Origin of the sequence: Streptomyces sp. NBC_00094, assembly GCF_026343125.1 — a bacterium.
Lineage (GTDB): Bacteria > Actinomycetota > Actinomycetes > Streptomycetales > Streptomycetaceae > Streptomyces.
The window spans coordinates 6,826,236-6,839,062 of the sequence record NZ_JAPEMB010000001.1; the positions used below are offsets into that span (position 1 = coordinate 6,826,236).

The window sequence follows — 12,827 nt, forward strand, 5'->3', positions numbered from 1 at the left end:
ACGATGAGCGAGGGCGCGACGAGCGGGGAGTTCGACCTGCGGGCGCTGCTCGCCGAGCGCGGCGGCGAGCGGTACGAGTTGCACGCCACGTACCTCAACCACCAGCTGCCGCGCATGCTCCGCACCATCGGCTTCGACAAGGTGTACGAGCGGGCGGAGGGCGCCCACTTCTGGGACGCCGACGGCGTCGACCACCTCGACATGCTCGCCGGCTTCGGCGTGATGGGCCTCGGACGGCACCACCCCGTCGTCCGCAAGGCCCTCCACGACGTCCTGGACGCCCAGCTCGCCGACCTCACCCGCTTCGACTGCCAGCCCCTGCCGGGACTGCTCGCCGAGCGGCTGCTCAGCCACAGCCCGCACCTCGACCGGGTCTTCTTCGGCAACAGCGGCACCGAGGCCGTGGAGACCGCCCTGAAGTTCGCCCGGTACGCCACCGGGCGGCCGAGGGTGCTCTACTGCGACCACGCCTTCCACGGACTCACCACCGGCTCCCTCTCCGTCAACGGGGAGCAGGGCTTCCGGGAGGGCTTCGACCCGCTGCTCCCGGACACCGCGATCGCCCTCGGCGACCTCGAAGCCCTGGAGCGGGAGCTGCGCCGGGGCGACGTGGCCGCCTTCGTCGTGGAGCCGATCCAGGGCAAGGGCGTCCACGAGGCGCCGCCCGGTTTCCTGCGCGCCGCCCAGGAGCTGCTGCACCGGCACGGCGCGCTGCTCATCGTGGACGAGGTGCAGACCGGCCTCGGCAGGACCGGCGACTTCTACGCGTACCAGCACGAGCCGGGGGTCGAACCGGACCTGGTCTGCGTCGCCAAGGCGCTCTCCGGCGGCTACGTGCCGGTCGGCGCCACCCTCGGCAAGGACTGGATCTTCAAGAAGGTCTACTCGTCGATGGACCGGGTCCTCGTCCACTCGGCGAGCTTCGGATCGAACGCGCAGGCCATGGCCGCCGGGCTCGCCGTCCTCTCGGTCATGGAGAGCGAGGACACGGTCGCCCATGTCCGGCGGACCGGCGGACTGCTCCGGTCCCGGCTGGAGGAGCTCGTACCCCGGTACGAGCTGCTGCACGAGGTCCGCGGGCGCGGGCTGATGATCGGGATCGAGTTCGGCCGGCCGTCCTCGCTGGGGCTGCGCGGCCGCTGGGCCATGCTCCAGGCGGCCCGCAAGGGGCTCTTCGCCCAGATGGTCGTCGTACCCCTGCTCCAGCGGCACCGGATCCTCACCCAGGTCTCCGGCGACCATCTGGAGGTGATCAAGCTGATCCCGCCGCTGGTGATCGACGAGGCGGACGTGGACCGGTTCGTCACCGCCTTCACGGCGGTCATGGACGAGGCCCACGGCGGCGGCGGGCTGATGTGGGACTTCGGGAAGACGCTGGTGAAGCAGGCCGTGGCGCAACGCTGACCCGTCCGGGCCCCGGATCTTTGCCTCTGAGGCAAGAAACTTGCCTCAGAGGCATGATCCTGGCGGAATGGACGCATGGACCACGTCCCCGGGGAAACCTCCCCGGACCCCGCCACCTCCGGCGTCCTGCCCGACGTCGCCCCGCAGCTGCGGGCCCTGCGCCGCCGCCGGGGGCTCACCCTGGAGGCCGCCGCCCAGCGGGCCGGCCTCTCGCCGGCCCACCTCTCCCGCCTGGAGACGGGGAACCGGCAACCCTCGCTGCCGATGCTGCTCGCCCTCGCCCGTATCTACGGTACGACGGTCTCCGAGCTCCTCGGCGAGACACCGCCCGAGCGCGACCCGGTCGTCCGGGCCGACCGCTCCGAGCCCGTCGAGGCCGACGGCTGGATCTACCGGCAGGCGGGCGGCGCCGGCCGGGCCCTGCAGTGCCTGCGCGTCCACGTGCCGTACGCCACCCGGGCCGACATCGTGCGCGTCCACCCCGGCGAGGAGTGGATCCACGTCCTGGAGGGCCGGGTGCGGCTCGCGCTCGGCGACGCCGTCCATGTCCTCGATCCCGGGGACAGCGCGCACTTCGACTCCCTCACCCCGCACCGCATCGGCGCCGCCACCTCCGGCGGGGCCGAGCTGCTCTTCGTCCACACCCTGATGCAGAGTCCCGTCGCCGAGCTGTGCCTCGGCGACGGAACCCCGCACCGGCGCTGAACCCGTGCGGCTGCTCCTCCGGAGCGGCCACTCCTTCGGAAAGGACCGATATGTCCGAGAAGCCCCGACTGGTCACCGGCGAAGAGCGCGGTGAGGGCAAGTTCCCCAAGGGGCTGGTGCTCCGCCTCTTCGCCTACCTGATCGCCGGTCACCTCTTCGCCGGATTCCTCTACCTGCTGTTCACGCTGGGCGGGCAGAGCTAGGGGGCGTCTTGCCGATCAGGCCGGGCTCGCGGGGCCTGATCGGCAAGAAACCCCCTAGTAGGGGGTCCCGTGAGGGTGGCCCCCGGTCTCACGGTCACGCCTCGGTGAGCAGGCGCTCCCGCAGTCGCTCGCGGGTCTCGGGAGCAAGCTTGAGCCCCTCCGTGAGGTACGTCTCCACCGAGCCCCAGGTCGCCTCGATCGTCTCCAGGGCGGCCCGCAGGTACTCCGCCCGCGCGTCGAAGAGCGGGCTCAGCAGCTCCATCACCTCGGGCGACATCGCGTCCGCGGAGGTGGAGCTGCGGCGCACCTTGTAGCGGCGGTGCGGGTCGTTCGACTTCACGTAGTCGGCCTCGATCGCCTCCCGCTCGACCCCGAGGGCGAGCAGCGTGATGGCGATGGAGAGGCCGGCCCGGTCCTTGCCCGCGGCGCAGTGCATCAGGGCCGGGACGCTCTCCTCCGCCATGGCGTGCAGGATCCGGCTGTGCTCCGAGGTCCGCTCGATCACCATCTTCCGGTACGAGTCGGACATTCGGGTCGCCGCCTTGTCGTCGCCCAGGATCTCCCGCAGCTGGGCGATGTCGCCGTCGCGCACCAGCTTCCAGAACTCCTTGCCGTCGGCCGGGTCGTTGAGCGGTATGTTCACGTTCCGCACGCCGGGGAGTTCGACGTCCGCGCCCTCGATCCTGACGTCGGCCTCGTTGCGGAAGTCGAAGACGGTGTGCAGGCCCAGCGAGGCGAGGAAGGCGGCGTCCGCCTCGGTCGCGTGGGCCAGGTGGCCGCTGCGGAAGAGGCGACCGGGCCGCACGGCGCGCCCGTCCGTCGTCGGCAGGCCGCCCACGTCCCGGAAGTTGCGGACCTCCGCCAGCTCGGGCTCGTTCGCTTCGGTGGGCGGGACCTGCGGCAGCTGCTGCGTCACGGATGCTCCTGGGTGTCGACGTTCGGGCGCCCGATGCGAGATCGGTTCCTAGGGCAATCATCCAGGTGGGGAGGGGGTAGCGCACCCCCTCGGACGGGAATGGGCGATCTGTCCGAAATGGGATGTTGGGTAGAACAAGCCCTGTTTGAGGGTGAGATGACGGGGTGCCGCGTGAGCAGGGTCATAGAGGTGACGGATCGTGGCTGACGGCCCGGAGCAAATCCCGTACGGAAAAAGGAAATCGAAGGACCGTCATCGACGGAGGGTGACCGGATTTCCGCCCGGAATTCGACCGAGGTAATGCCGGGCGATATTTACGGCTTGTTCGCTCCGACCCCACTCGTCTAGCGTCACCGTCAATCCGGTCGGACCGCCGAATCCTGCCACCGTCCGGAATCCGCACTCATCCCGAACGTGGCAGGAGCGGGGGACCCAGGAAGTACGCCGGTCCCGCGACGCAGGACGGCTTTGGGGTGAAGCCGCGTGAGAACGCGGCCGGGCATCTCCAGTCCGAACCCGACAGCTCACCTCGTAGGCGCCGGAGAGGAATTCGTCATGCCCGCGAACGGTAAGCACCGCCGCCCCAAGATCAACCCCATCACGCGTGGAATCGTCGCCGCCGGTACCGGAGGTGCCGTCGTCGCCCTTCCGCTCTTCGGTGCGACCGCCGCCCACGCCGTCGAGCCGGCCGCCCCGGCCGCCGTGTCGGGCCAGGTCGTGGCCGTCGCCGCTCAGGCGAAGGCCCCCGCCGCCCTCCAGGCCGCGCCCGCCGCCGCCGTGAAGGCCGCGCCGACGACGTACTCCGTCGTCAGCGGCGACTACCTGTCGAAGATCGCCACCGAGCACCACCTCTCGGGCGGCTGGCAGAAGCTGTACGAGGACAACCGCCAGGTCGTCGGTGAGAACCCCTCGCTGATCCTGCCCGGCATGAAGCTCACCCTCGGCGCCAAGAGCACCGCGGCCGCCACTCCGAAGAGCGCCGCGCCCAAGGCCGCCGCCCCGAAGAGCACGCCGAAGAGCAGCCCGAAGAGCAGCAAGAGCAGCTCCTCGCAGGGCTCCGGCGACGAGACCCGCGCCTCCCGCAGCAGCGAGCGCTCCTCCGCCCCGACCTCCACCGCCGCCCAGTCGGACGCGTCGACCTCGTCGCGCTCCACCGGCTCCTCCGCCTCCGCTTCCGGCTGGGTCTCCCCGGTCAGCGGCGGCATCTCCACCCCGTACCGCGCCTCCGGCTCCATGTGGTCCTCCGGCTACCACACCGGTGTCGACTTCATCGCCTCCTCCGGTACGACCGTCCGCGCCGTCGGCGCCGGCACCGTCGTCTCGGCCGGCTGGAGCGGCGCCTACGGCAACGAGGTCGTCATCCAGCACGCCGACGGCAGCTACTCGCAGTACGCGCACCTCTCCTCCCTCGCCATCTCCTCCGGCCAGTCCGTGAGCGGTGGCCAGCAGATCGGCCTCTCCGGCTCCACCGGCAACTCCACCGGACCGCACCTCCACTTCGAGATCCGCACCTCGCCGAGCTACGGCTCCGACGTGGACCCGCTCGCGTACCTGCGCCAGCACGGCGTCTCCATCTGAGACCCCTCGCTCGAACGACGGCCCGGCACTCCTGTGCCGGGCCGTCGGCGTTTCCTGCCGGGCCTTCGGCGTTCCTGACACATTCCGAGACCTATTCCGGCTTGGCGGAATCTTTATCGGTGGCATATCTCACGCTCCGTCAACCCTTCCTTACGGTCGCGTAGGTCACAGCCGAAAGGGAAGGATGTGCTCCCGTGGCAGACGATTCGAGATCAACAGACAAGAACGCATTCGGGTCGTACGCGGCGATCGGTGACAGCTTCACCGAGGGCGTCGGAGACCCCGGGCCCGACGGGACGTATGTCGGCTGGGCGGACCGTTTCGCGGTCCTGCTCGCCGACCAGCTGCCGGAGCACGACGCCTTCCGCTACGCCAACCTGGCCGTACGCGGGCGCCTTCTCGATCAGATCGTGGCGGAACAGGTCCCCCGGGCGAAGGAACTCGCCCCCGACCTGGTGACCTTCTGTGCCGGCGGCAACGACATCATCCGTCCCGGCACGGACCCCGACGACGTGGCCGAGCGCTTCGAGCGCGCCGTCGCGGACCTGACCTCCGCCGTCGGCACCGTGATGGTGACCACCGGCTTCGACACCCGTGACATCCCCGTGCTCCGGCACCTGCGCGGCAAGATCGCCACCTACACCGCCCACGTCCGGTCCATCGCGGACCGCTACGACTGCCCGGTGCTCGACCTGTGGTCCCTCAAGTCGGTCCAGGACCTGCAGGCCTGGGACGACGACCGGCTGCACCTCTCGCCCGACGGCCACACCCGGGTCGCCCTGCGCGCCGCGCAGGTCCTCGGCATGCCCGTGCCCGCGGACCCGGACCAGCCGTGGCCGCCGCGCCCCCCGCGCGGCACGCTGGAGGTGCGCCGCGACGACATCCACTGGGCCAAGGAGTACCTCGTGCCCTGGATCGGACGCAGGCTGCGGGGCGAGAGCTCGGGCGACCACGTCGAGGCCAAGCGCCCCGACCTCATGCCTCTCTGAGAGCCGCTCCGAGAGCGCTTCCGAGAGGTCTTCCGAGAGGTCTTCCGAGAGGCGACGGACCGCCGGCCGGGATCCGCTCCAGGACCCCGCCGGCGAACACGTCGTACAGCGGCAGCGTCTCCAGATGGACGTAGCCGATGTGACAGTCGCAGACGCCGAGGGGGCAGGCCCGGGGCCGGAGCGCGGCGCGGTACGAGCCGTCGTACAGGTTGCCCAGCTCGGCCTTGACGAAGTGGCAGCGCCGCACCGTCCCCTCGCCGTCCACCGAGATCACCGACTCGCCGGTACGGCACGGCAGCCCCGCCGAGCGGTGCGGCCGTCTGCTGTACGGGAAGAGCGGATCGATTCCCGTCCACTCCTCGGCCTCCGCGTCCGTGTACGTGTGCCCCTCGGCCGCGTTCACCCAGAGGTAGACGTGCGGCGGCAGGTCGGCGCGCAGCCGGCGGGCGTCCTCCCGGTGCTCGGGCAGGCCGACCACGCCGACGCTGAACCGGATGCCCCGGTCCGACAGCTCGCGGCACTTGCCGAGGAACCGCTCGTACGGCGTCTGGCCCGGGTGGTACGTGCACCAGAGGGCCACGCTCTCCGGGTCCGCCTCCGCCAGCCAGTCGGTGCGGCAGCTCAGATTGGTCTGGATCGCCACCCGCTCGACGTGCGGCAGCCGCGACAGGTCGACAAGCGCCCGCCGGTACCAGGAGCGCACCAGGCCCTCGCCCCACGGGGTGAAGAGGATCCGCAGCCGGTCGCCCGTCTGCCCGGCGGCCCACTCCGTGAACCGGTCGAGCGCGGCCCGGTCCGCTCGCAACTGCTCGCGGCTGTCCCGGCGCTTGGCGAAGGGACAGTAGGGGCAGTCGAAGTCACAGGAGGAGAGCGGCCCACGGTAGAGCAGGGTCAGATCCATGCCGCGCCCCCTACTTCGGCTCGTACGCGGCCATGGCGGCCCGCACACCAGAGGAGAACAGCTCCGGTCCGAGCCCGTCCGAGTACGCGAGCCCCTCCGGCGAGAGCCGCAGCAGCCCCGTGGGGGCGTCCCCGTCGAGCCAGCCGAAGGCTTCGAACCGGGCCAGCTCCGCCGGGAAGTCCGCGAAGGGCGAGGAGCCGAACCGCTCCTCGTACGCGTCGACCGACATGCCCTCGGCCTGGAGCAGGGACTGGAGCAGATGACGGCGGCGGGCCTCCCCGGCGTCGACCCACCGGCCCACCTCGGCCCGCGAGAAGTCCTGCGTCTCCGTGTAGGCGTCGATGATCGAGCGGATCTCCCGCATGTCGACCGCGTAGTCGAAGGAGTAGTGCAGTGCCGAGGTGTACGAGCGGGCCCCACAGCCCAGGCCGATCATCCCGTCCGTCTGGCACGCGTAGTCGTCCGGGCCGAGGGGAGCGGCGTCCGTCCGCCGGAACATCCGCATCGACACCTGCTCGTAGCCGTGCGCGCGGAGGTGGTCCCGGCCGTACCGGTAGAGGCCCAGCCGCTGCTCGTCCCACTCCCGGTCGGCGGCGGGGGAGAGCCGGCCGAGGCCGGTGAGCGGCCGCACGTACAGCGGGTAGAGGTACAGCTCCTCGGGCCGCCAGGCGAGGGCCGCGTCGAGCGAGGAGCGCCAGGACGCCTCCGTCTGCCCGTCGATCCCGTAGATCAGGTCGATGTTGAGGACCGGCACGCCGGTGTCCCGGATCCGGCCGAGCGCGGCCTCGACGTCGGCGCGGCGCTGCGGCCGCACGGCCGCCCGCGCCTCGGCCTCCACGAAGCTCTGCACCCCGATGCTGAGCCGGGTCGCGCCCCGCTCGGCGAGCAGCGCCAGCCGGTCGGCGGTCGCGGTCGCGGGCGAGGTCTCGACGGAGAGCGGCACGGCCCGCAGATCCACCCCCATCCGCTTCTCGGCGATGTCGCACAGCCGCTCCAGCTCGCCGGCGGTGAGGAAGGTGGGCGTGCCGCCGCCGAACGCGGCCGTGGCGAACCGCACCGGAGCACGGTCGCCGAGCGCCTCCCGGACCGCCGTCGCCTGGCGGTCGAGGGCGTCGAGGTAGCGGCCGGTCAGCTCGTCCGGGGCGCCGATGCGGGTGAAGAGGTTGCAGAAGCCGCAGCGGACCTCGCAGAACGGTATGTGCGCGTAGAGGGAGAGCGCGTCCTTCGGCTCCGCCGCCCAGAGGGCGCCGAGGGCGGGCCGGTCGGGGAGCGCGCGGTACGCCGTCTTGTGCGGGTAGGCGTAGACGTAGCTCCGGTACGGGCGTGGGGTGGTGGTCTCGTTCACGCCGACGCCTCCCGGTCCGGGCCCGCCAGGACGAACTGCGCGTACGGCACGGTCCACACGACCTCATGGCCGAGCCGGTGCCCGGTGTGGCCGTCCTCTCCGTACGCGGTGCCGTGATCCGAGCAGACGATCGCGAAGCAGGGGCGTCGGCTGCTCATCGCGGCGAAGAGCTGTCCGATGTGCCGGTCGACGTACTCGAGGGCCGCCGCGTGCGTGGCCCGGGAGTCCCCGGTCTCGCGGGTCGCCCCCGGCAGATGGAACCAGTTGGGCTGGTGCAGCGCGGACACGTTGACGAAGAGGAAGAGCCGCCGCTCGTGGGGGAGCGCGGCGACGACCTCCTCGGCACGGGTCACCTGGGACGCGAAGGAGGTCGGGGAGGCGACACCGAAGGACGGCTCCCAGTGGCTCTCCTGGAACAGGCCGGGAAGTACGGAGCCCAGGGGCGGCTGCTTGTTGAAGAACCCCACCCCGCCGACGCAGACGGTCCGGTAGCCCTCGCCCGCGAGCGCCGAGACGAGGTCCGGGGTGTCGTGGACGAAGGTGCCGTCCGCGGTCGACTCGCTGCCGGCGAAACGGGCCGCGAAGAGCCGGGGGTGCGGCCCCGGGGCGGCCGGGGTCGGCAGGAATCCGGCGAAGATCGCCTGGTGGGAGGCGTACGTGAAGCTGCCGGGCGCGTGCCGCCGCTCCCAGACGCCGCCGGGCAGGTGCCGGGCCAGGTTCGGGATGCGGCCCTCGGCCGCCAGCTCGACCGCCACGTCGTACCGCAGCGTGTCGAGGGTGACCAGGAGGAGGTCGTGGCTGCCGACGACCGCGTTCATGTCGGGCTGGTTCACGTGGTGCTCGTTCCTGTGGTGCGGGAGCTTGCGCTGGTGGGGCGGGTGGGGCTGGCGGGGCGGGTGACGGTGGCGGGGTACTGGGCGGCGACCTGTGCCGCGTACGTGTCGAGGCTCTCGGCGCCGCTGCCGGGCAGGCCCGTCAGACAGGGCAGGAGATCACCGAAGGCGTTGACCTCGCCCACCGCGAAGCGGCGCCAGCCGGTGGCGGGCAGCAGGTCGACGCCGACGCACCGGGTGCCGGGGAAGGCCGCGGCGGCCCGCTCGCACACGTCGAGCGCGTCCTCCCACCGCCCGCCGGCCGCGGCGATCGCGGCTCGTGCGGCGGTCAGATCTCCCCGGGCACCGCCCAGGTGCAGATTGGTCATGGGGGAGCGGCTGGTGCGGACGACGGCGTGGGTGGCCCGGCCGTCGATCACCACCACACGCAGGTCGGCGGCCCGGCCGCCCTGGGTGGCCTTCGGCAGCCAGCGCTCGACGTGCAGGCCGTCGGGGGCGAGAGCGTCCACGATCGCGGCGATCTCGTGCTCGGTCGTGTAGCGCCGGACCCGCAGGGAGTTGAAGAGGCGTCCGTCCGGGCGGCGTTCGACCGAGGTGGTGGCCTGGATCCTGCCCGCGCCGTTCGTCTCCACCGCGAGCACGCCCGAGGCGGAGGAGCCGTGCGCGAGCTTCACGAACACCCGGCGCAGCCCGGGTACGTCGAGCAGCGCACGGATGTCCGCCCAGCCGGCCACCGCCGGGGCGGTGGGTCCGGAGGTCGGCGACTCGGGCACCGGCACACCGGCCGCCCTCAGCCGGCCGTGGCTCAGCCGCTTGTCGAACAGGACCGCGAGCTCGGCGGGGTCGTTGACGAGCGTGGCCCCCGCCTCCCCGGCGGTCTCCGCGAGCCCCCCGACGGCCGTGGTGAACCGGGCGTACCAGCGGCCCGAACCCTCGACCCGGGCCGGGTCGTCGACCCCGCGCAGCAGGCGGTCGGCCTCCGGATCCTCGCCGGGTGAGTCGATCCGTACGGTCTCGCCCGCGGCGAACCGCGCCCGGCCGCGCAGCACGTCCGGCCAGGACACCACCCGCGCCCCGGGCAGCCCGGCGGTCCGCAGCGCGTCCTGGAAGAACGCGACGCGGCGGCCCGCCGGATCGCCGACGACGACGAGGCGCGGGCGGACGGTCATTCGGCTACCGCGACGTATCGGTGGAGCTCGCCGTCACCGTAGTCCTCCGGCTCCTGGGCGTCGTCGAGGACGACGGTCACGCCGTGCGGGGCGAGCGCGCCGCGGACCCGCTCACGCAGGGCCTCCGACAGGTAGTGGTGGGAGAGGTCGAGGTGGGTGAGGTGGGTGAGCGGCTGCCCGTCGAGCAGGGCCGCCGCGCCCACGTCCGTCAGGACGCCCATGGAGAGGTCGAGCCGCTCGATCCGGGCGACGACCGGGGCGCCGGCCACGGCCGTGGCGACGTCGTCCTGGATGACGCTGTTGCGCAGGCCCAGGCGGCGCAGGGCGGGGAAGCCCGTACCGGAGAGCAGGGGCGCCAGGTCCTCGACGGTGCTGTCGCCGCCGTAGGTGTCGGTGCCGAGCCAGAGTTCCAGGTTCGCCAGGGCGGGCAGCTCGCTGCCGACGATCCCGCGCACGACCTCGGCGGGCAGGCCGCCCGTCTCGACCACCAGGGTCTCCAGGCCGTCGTGCCGGATCGGGGGAAACGCCAGCTCCGTACCTCCGCGCACCCCGAACTCCCGCAGCGCGGGGTAGGCGGCGAGCAGCGGCGTCACATCGGACTGGACGATCCAGGAGATCTCGCAGTCCTCGCCCGTCATGTCCCCGAGGAACACCGCCCGCAGGTCCGTGAGCCGGTCACGGGCGGCGATCAGCGCCTCGACGACGGGGGCGGACGAGGTCTCGTACGCCTCGTCCCAGCCGCCGACGACCAGCGCGCGCACCCGCGCCGGGTCGATCGTCTTGAGGAACCGCTCGAAGAGCGGCTCCCAGAGCTCGTCCCCGGGCTCGCTGTACGTCGGGGCGGAGATCCGCCAGGCGACCGCGGAGGCGTCGGGAAGCGGGGTGGAGGCGGGCGCGTCCTCATCGGCGTCCGCACGGGCGCCCGGGAAGTCGAACACGGGAAGGCCGTGGAACTCGTGCTGGTATTTCCCGATGGTCATGACGGTGCTCCAGACAACGGACGACGTTGATCGGCTGATGCCAAGAGTTCTACCAAGTGGCACCGACAACGCCGTTCGGCGGGGCTGCCCGGGGCCCGTCCCGGGGCGCGCTCCCGGTGGTTGTCAGACCCTGCCTCTAGCGTCGTTCTCGTGTTCGGGCGACCGCGCCGAACGGGGAGGGGAGAGCCATGTACCGGCAGGGAGACGTGCTGATCGCGCCCGTCGAGGAGACGGCCGTACCGGCCCGCGCGAAGGCCTCGACGGGGGAGTCGAGGGACGCCAGGGGCCGCCTCGTCCTCGCGCTCGGCGAGGTGACCGGGCACGCCCACGCCGTCCCCGGACCGGGCCGGCTCGTGCGGGAGCCGGGCCCCCTCGGGCCGTTCCTGCTCGAACTGCCCGAGGGCGGCCGGGTGGTGCACGAGGAGCACGCGCCGATCGCGCTGCCCAAGGGCTGGTACCGGGTGGTGCGCCAGCGGGAGTACGTGCCCGGCGCCTATCGGATCGTCGCGGACTGAGGGGGCTGCAGGCGTGGCGGGGGGTCGCGGGCGCTGCGGGGGCTGCATGTGCGGAGGGGGCTGCGTGTGTCGAGGGGACTGCGTGTGTCGAGGGGACTGCGGGTGCCTGAGGGGGCTGCAGGCGTGAAAGGGACTGAGGAGTATGACGACATGGGGGACACCGGCATGAACCGCACCACCGCACAGGACAAGTGGCGGGCCGTCGCCTCGGCCACCGGGCCGGCCGACCGCGCCGCGGCCGAGGCCGGGATCCGGCTCGCCTACCGCACGGCGGGGCTCGCCGAGCCCGCGCGCGTGCTCTGGGCGGACTCGCCGCTCGCGGCCGTCGCGCTCGTACGGGGACTCACGGATCCGGGCCGTTCGGTACGGGACGCGGTGCGCACCCGGCCCTGGGCAGCGGAACGGCGCCGCCTTCACGACACGCTCGGCCCCGCCGGCTGGGCGGCGCACTGGCAGGCGACCGGCGCGGGGCTCTGGGACCTCACGCGGGCGCTCGCCGACCGCATCCGGGCCGGCGTGACGGAGGCCGTCACGGCCGGTTCCGGCGGGTCCGTCCGAGAGGAGACCGCCGTGCGGCTCGTCCTGCTCGACGCGGTCCTGGGGCAGCACGACGCCGCCTGGCTCGCCGCGTTCGACGGGCGGGGCGAGCGCCTCGCGGGGCTCGCGGCCGTCGCCGAACAGGCGGGCTGGTGGTGGCCGTACGAGAACGTCGCCGTGGTCGGTGAGCGTCCCGTGGAGCTCCACCGGGACGAGGCGGGACGACTCGACCGGGGCGACGGGCCGGCGCTCGCCTACTCCGACGGCTTCGCCCTCCACGCCTGGCGCGGGATGCCGGTGGCCGCCGCGTTCCTGGCAGGTCTCGCCGACCTCACCCCCGAGCGGATACGGGCGGAGGAGAACGCCGAACTGCGGCGCGTGATGCTGGAGTACTACGGCTACGACCGCTACCTCACCGCGTCGGGCGCCCGCCACGAGCACTGCGACGAGACGGGGGTCCTGTGGCGCGTCGAGCTGGCGGACGACGAGGACGTGGCGATGGTCGAGGTGGTCAACTCCACGCCCGAACCGGACGGCAGCCACCGCACGTACTGGCTCCGGGTCCCGCCCACGACCCGGACCGCGCGGGAGGGCGTCGCCTGGACCTTCGGGCTTGAATCCGACGCGTACGCGCCGCTCGTCCAGACCTGAGCGCGAGCGGGGAGCTCGGGACCGGCTGGTACGGAGAGGTGAAGGGGGCCGCAGGTCAGGAGTGGCGTACGGGAGGCGGGCGCGCCGGGTGCTGGGATGTG

General features: G+C 72.6%; 13 protein-coding genes and 1 riboswitch. Of the genes, 7 read left to right on the forward strand and 6 right to left on the reverse strand.

Going from position 1 to position 12,827, the window contains the following annotated elements; translation table 11 throughout:
* Positions 1–3 precede the first annotated feature (3 nt).
* The 3 genes from OG580_RS30465 to OG580_RS30475 all read left to right on the forward strand — a co-directional run bounded on the left by OG580_RS30465 (position 4) and on the right by OG580_RS30475 (position 2,312).
* Positions 4–1,404, forward strand: a complete 1,401-nt coding sequence (locus OG580_RS30465; protein ID WP_267046853.1) for an aspartate aminotransferase family protein — start codon at positions 4–6, stop codon at positions 1,402–1,404.
* 75 nt (positions 1,405–1,479) lie between these two features.
* Complete coding sequence (locus OG580_RS30470) at positions 1,480–2,109, forward strand: helix-turn-helix domain-containing protein (protein WP_267046854.1); 630 nt, start codon at positions 1,480–1,482, stop codon at positions 2,107–2,109.
* A gap of 50 nt (positions 2,110–2,159) precedes the next feature.
* Positions 2,160–2,312 (forward strand): DUF6126 family protein, encoded by a 153-nt coding sequence (locus tag OG580_RS30475; RefSeq protein ID WP_267046855.1) that lies wholly within the window; start codon positions 2,160–2,162, stop codon positions 2,310–2,312.
* Positions 2,313–2,406: 94 nt separating this feature from the next.
* On the opposite strand, the gene OG580_RS30480 is transcribed toward OG580_RS30475, so the two are convergent.
* A complete protein-coding gene (locus tag OG580_RS30480) occupies positions 2,407–3,228 on the reverse strand; it encodes a tyrosine-protein phosphatase (RefSeq protein ID WP_267046856.1) in 822 nt (273 codons plus the stop codon).
* A 361-nt stretch (positions 3,229–3,589) separates the two neighbouring features.
* A riboswitch (cyclic di-AMP (ydaO/yuaA leader) is annotated at positions 3,590–3,779 on the forward strand.
* A gap of 4 nt (positions 3,780–3,783) precedes the next feature.
* Between OG580_RS30480 and OG580_RS30485 the strand changes: the two genes are divergently transcribed.
* Together OG580_RS30485 and OG580_RS30490 are read left to right on the forward strand one after the other, a co-directional pair.
* On the forward strand, positions 3,784–4,806 hold the full coding sequence (locus OG580_RS30485) for a LysM peptidoglycan-binding domain-containing M23 family metallopeptidase (RefSeq protein WP_267046857.1): 1,023 nt from the start codon (positions 3,784–3,786) through the stop codon (positions 4,804–4,806).
* Positions 4,807–5,000: 194 nt separating this feature from the next.
* Positions 5,001–5,795, forward strand: a complete 795-nt coding sequence (locus OG580_RS30490; protein ID WP_267046858.1) for an SGNH/GDSL hydrolase family protein — start codon at positions 5,001–5,003, stop codon at positions 5,793–5,795.
* On the opposite strand, the gene OG580_RS30495 is transcribed toward OG580_RS30490, so the two are convergent.
* The 5 genes from OG580_RS30495 to OG580_RS30515 are packed head-to-tail and all read right to left on the reverse strand — an operon-like array spanning position 5,782 to position 11,023.
* Complete coding sequence (locus OG580_RS30495) at positions 5,782–6,696, reverse strand: STM4011 family radical SAM protein (RefSeq protein WP_267046859.1); 915 nt, start codon at positions 6,694–6,696, stop codon at positions 5,782–5,784. The two genes, OG580_RS30490 and OG580_RS30495, sit on opposite strands and share 14 nt — an antisense overlap.
* A 10-nt stretch (positions 6,697–6,706) precedes the next feature.
* Positions 6,707–8,041: an STM4012 family radical SAM protein gene (locus OG580_RS30500; RefSeq protein ID WP_267046860.1), complete on the reverse strand. Its 1,335-nt coding sequence runs from the start codon at positions 8,039–8,041 to the stop codon at positions 6,707–6,709.
* The gene (locus OG580_RS30505; RefSeq protein WP_267048190.1) at positions 8,038–8,859 is read right to left on the reverse strand and encodes an STM4013/SEN3800 family hydrolase; all 822 of its coding nucleotides are present in this window, start codon (positions 8,857–8,859) and stop codon (positions 8,038–8,040) included. Before OG580_RS30505 ends, OG580_RS30500 begins: the two co-directional genes overlap by 4 nt.
* 11 nt (positions 8,860–8,870) lie before the next feature.
* Positions 8,871–10,043, reverse strand: a complete 1,173-nt coding sequence (locus OG580_RS30510; RefSeq protein WP_267046861.1) for an STM4014 family protein — start codon at positions 10,041–10,043, stop codon at positions 8,871–8,873.
* Positions 10,040–11,023: an STM4015 family protein gene (locus tag OG580_RS30515; protein ID WP_267046862.1), complete on the reverse strand. Its 984-nt coding sequence runs from the start codon at positions 11,021–11,023 to the stop codon at positions 10,040–10,042. The genes OG580_RS30510 and OG580_RS30515 overlap by 4 nt, the downstream gene beginning before the upstream one ends.
* 188 nt (positions 11,024–11,211) lie before the next feature.
* On the opposite strand from OG580_RS30515, the gene OG580_RS30520 reads away from it, so the two are divergent.
* Together OG580_RS30520 and OG580_RS30525 are read left to right on the forward strand one after the other, a co-directional pair.
* Entirely contained in the window at positions 11,212–11,538 is a 327-nt protein-coding gene (locus OG580_RS30520) for a hypothetical protein (protein ID WP_267046863.1), read from the forward strand.
* Positions 11,539–11,688: 150 nt separating this feature from the next.
* On the forward strand, positions 11,689–12,726 hold the full coding sequence (locus OG580_RS30525) for a DUF6745 domain-containing protein (RefSeq protein ID WP_267046864.1): 1,038 nt from the start codon (positions 11,689–11,691) through the stop codon (positions 12,724–12,726).
* Positions 12,727–12,827 lie beyond the last annotated feature (101 nt).